Source organism: Kitasatospora sp. NPDC091257, from assembly GCF_044757675.1.
Classification (GTDB): domain Bacteria; phylum Actinomycetota; class Actinomycetes; order Streptomycetales; family Streptomycetaceae; genus Kitasatospora; species Kitasatospora lactacystinica.
This window is the reverse complement of sequence record NZ_JBIVVI010001252.1, coordinates 1-2,547: the sequence shown is the minus strand read 5'-3', so window position 1 is coordinate 2,547 and position 2,547 is coordinate 1. Positions and strand designations below refer to the sequence as shown.

Below are 2,547 nucleotides of genomic sequence, written 5' to 3'. Positions count from 1 at the left end.
GTCGAGGTGGGGGGCTCGCCCCGAGTTCGTGGCGGCACCGGACGGGATCTGGCGGGAGCCGGGGGTGACGCGAACTCCGGGCCCGGAGCGGTCCGCCGGAACGGACGGTCGACCCGCCCCACGGTGCGCGCGCGGGCCTCCCGCTGCTCCGCGACCCGCCCGCTCCCCTGTCCACGTCGTGTCGCGGCCTGCGCTATCGAGCCGCTATGCGACTTGGGCAAGATCGACGTCGCAGGTCCGGTGGCGGTACACGCCGGGCATGACGAAGGCGTCCCGGTCGGCGCGCGACCCGTGGGAGCGGGCCCCCGCCACGGTCCGGCGACTGATGGTCCTGCTCGCCGTGAAGGAGTCCGAAGACACGATGGCGCACCCCGACGGTACGGAAGCATCGCTGCTGTGGACACTGGCAGGCAGCGGCAAGGAGTCGCTGGCGGCCGGCGCGCGCGGCCTGCACGCGTACCTGGCCGGTCGTGACGACTGGAGCCCCCAGGACATCGCGTTCACCCTCGCGCGCACCGCTTCCGAGGGGAGCCGGCGGGCGGCACTGGTGGCGGACGGCCGCGACGGGTTCCTGCGGAGGCTGGACGCGCTCGCCGACGGCAGGAGCATGCCCGGCCTGGTGGAGGGTGCCGCAGCGGTAGGCCGCCGGGTCGCCTTCGTGTTTCCCGGACAGGGCGCGCAATGGCCCCGGATGGCGGTGGACCTGCTGGACACCTCCGCAGTGTTCCGCGACCGGATGGACGCGTGCGCGCAGGCCCTGGAACCGTTCGTCGACTGGTCGCCGATCGACGTGCTCCGCGACCCGGACGCGCCGGGCGCGCCCGCCGCGGACCGGGCCGACGTGGTGCAGCCCCTGCTGTTCGCCGTGACGGTGTCGCTCGCCGAGCTGTGGCGCTTCCACGGCGTGGAACCGGCCGCCGTGCTCGGGCACAGCGTCGGCGAGGTCACCGCCGCCGCGGTCAGCGGCGCGCTGTCCCTGGACGACTCCGCGCGGGTGGTTGCCCTGTGGAGCCAGGCCCAGGCGACCCTGGCCGGGCAGGGCGACATGGTCTCCGTCATGGCCCCGGCCGACGAGGTCGAGCCGCGGCTGCGCGGCTGGGACGGCCGCCTCGTCGTCGCCGCGCACAACGGTCCGCGGTCCGTGATCGTCTCCGGTGACCGCGACGCCGCGGCCGAATTCCTCGCCGACCTGGCCGCGGAAGGGGTGCACGCACGGCGGATCGCGGTGGGCCTGGCCGCGCACTCCCCCCACATCGACGCGATCATCCCCCGGATGCGCGCCGACCTCGCACCGATCCGGCCCCGCGCACCGCGGCTGCCCTACTACTCCGGACTGACCGGCGGACGACTGGGCGCCCCGGTCCTGGACGCCGACTACTGGTGCCGCAACCTGCGCAACACGGTCAGGTTCCACGAGGCGGCCGGCGCCCTGCTGCGGGACGGGTACGGCGTCCTGCTGGAGGTCAGTCCGCACACCGTGCTGACCTCCGCCCTCACGGACTGCGCGGAGGAACACGGCGCGCAGGCCGCCGTCCTCGGGACGCTGCGCCGGGACCAGGACGGTCCGGGCCGGTTCCTGGCCTCGCTCGGTGACCTGTACGTGTGCGGTGCCGCCCCGGGACGGGAAGCGCCGCCCGCCGGGCAGCACGCCCGGGCACCGGAACTGCCGGCGGCCGTCCTGGCGGCGCTCGCGGAGCCCGGCCCGGCCGACGCGGGCGGCGGCCGGGAGGTCGGCCGCGCGTTCCGCGCGGAGCTGGCCGGAATGGACGCCCCGGAACGGCGCGCCGCGCTGGCACGGCTGGTGGACGAGGAGATCGCCGCGGTGACCGGGCGGTCCGAACCGGTCCCCGCCGACGTGGCCTTCCTCGACCTGGGATTCGACTCCGTCACCGCCGTGGAGCTGCGCAACCGGCTGAGCGCGGCGACGGCGCTGCGCATCCCGGCGACGGCCGTCTTCGACTGCCCGACCCCGGCGGCCCTGGCCGCGTACCTCAGCGCCCGGATCCGCGGCGACCGGCCGGACGGGAGTACGGATGCGGTCGAGCCGGTGCGGCGGGCCGCGGACGACGACCCCGTGGTGATCGTCGGCATGGGCTGCCGCTACCCCGGCGGGGTCGGCAGCCCCGACGAACTCTGGGAGCTGGTGTCGGCGGGCGCTGACGCCGTCTCCGCGCTGCCCGACGACCGCGGCTGGGACACTGCCGGACGGTACGACCCCGCACCGGGCACACCAGGCCGGTTCTACCAGCGGGAGGCGGGTTCGCTCGCCGGAGCGGCTGACTTCGACGCGGAGTTCTTCGGCATCTCGCCGCGCGAGGCGCTGGCCATGGACCCGCAGCAGCGGCTGCTGCTGGAGACCACCTGGGAGGCGCTGGAGCGGGCCGGGATCGACCCGTCCACCCTGCGGCGGACCCCGACGGGCGTCTACGTCGGGGCGATGACCATGGACTACGGCCCCTCCCTCGAACAGGGCGCCGACGAGGGCGGCCACCTGCTCACCGGCAACACCGGGAGCGTCGCGTCGGGCCGCCTGGCCTACTTCTTCGG

Annotated in this window: 1 protein-coding gene; it reads left to right on the top strand. The window is 75.7% G+C overall.

Annotated elements, in window-relative coordinates:
* Window positions 1-259 precede the first annotated feature (259 nt).
* The coding region (locus ACIQOV_RS36940; protein ID WP_401055172.1) for an acyltransferase domain-containing protein at window positions 260-2,547 on the top strand (2,288 nt) is incomplete at its 3' end.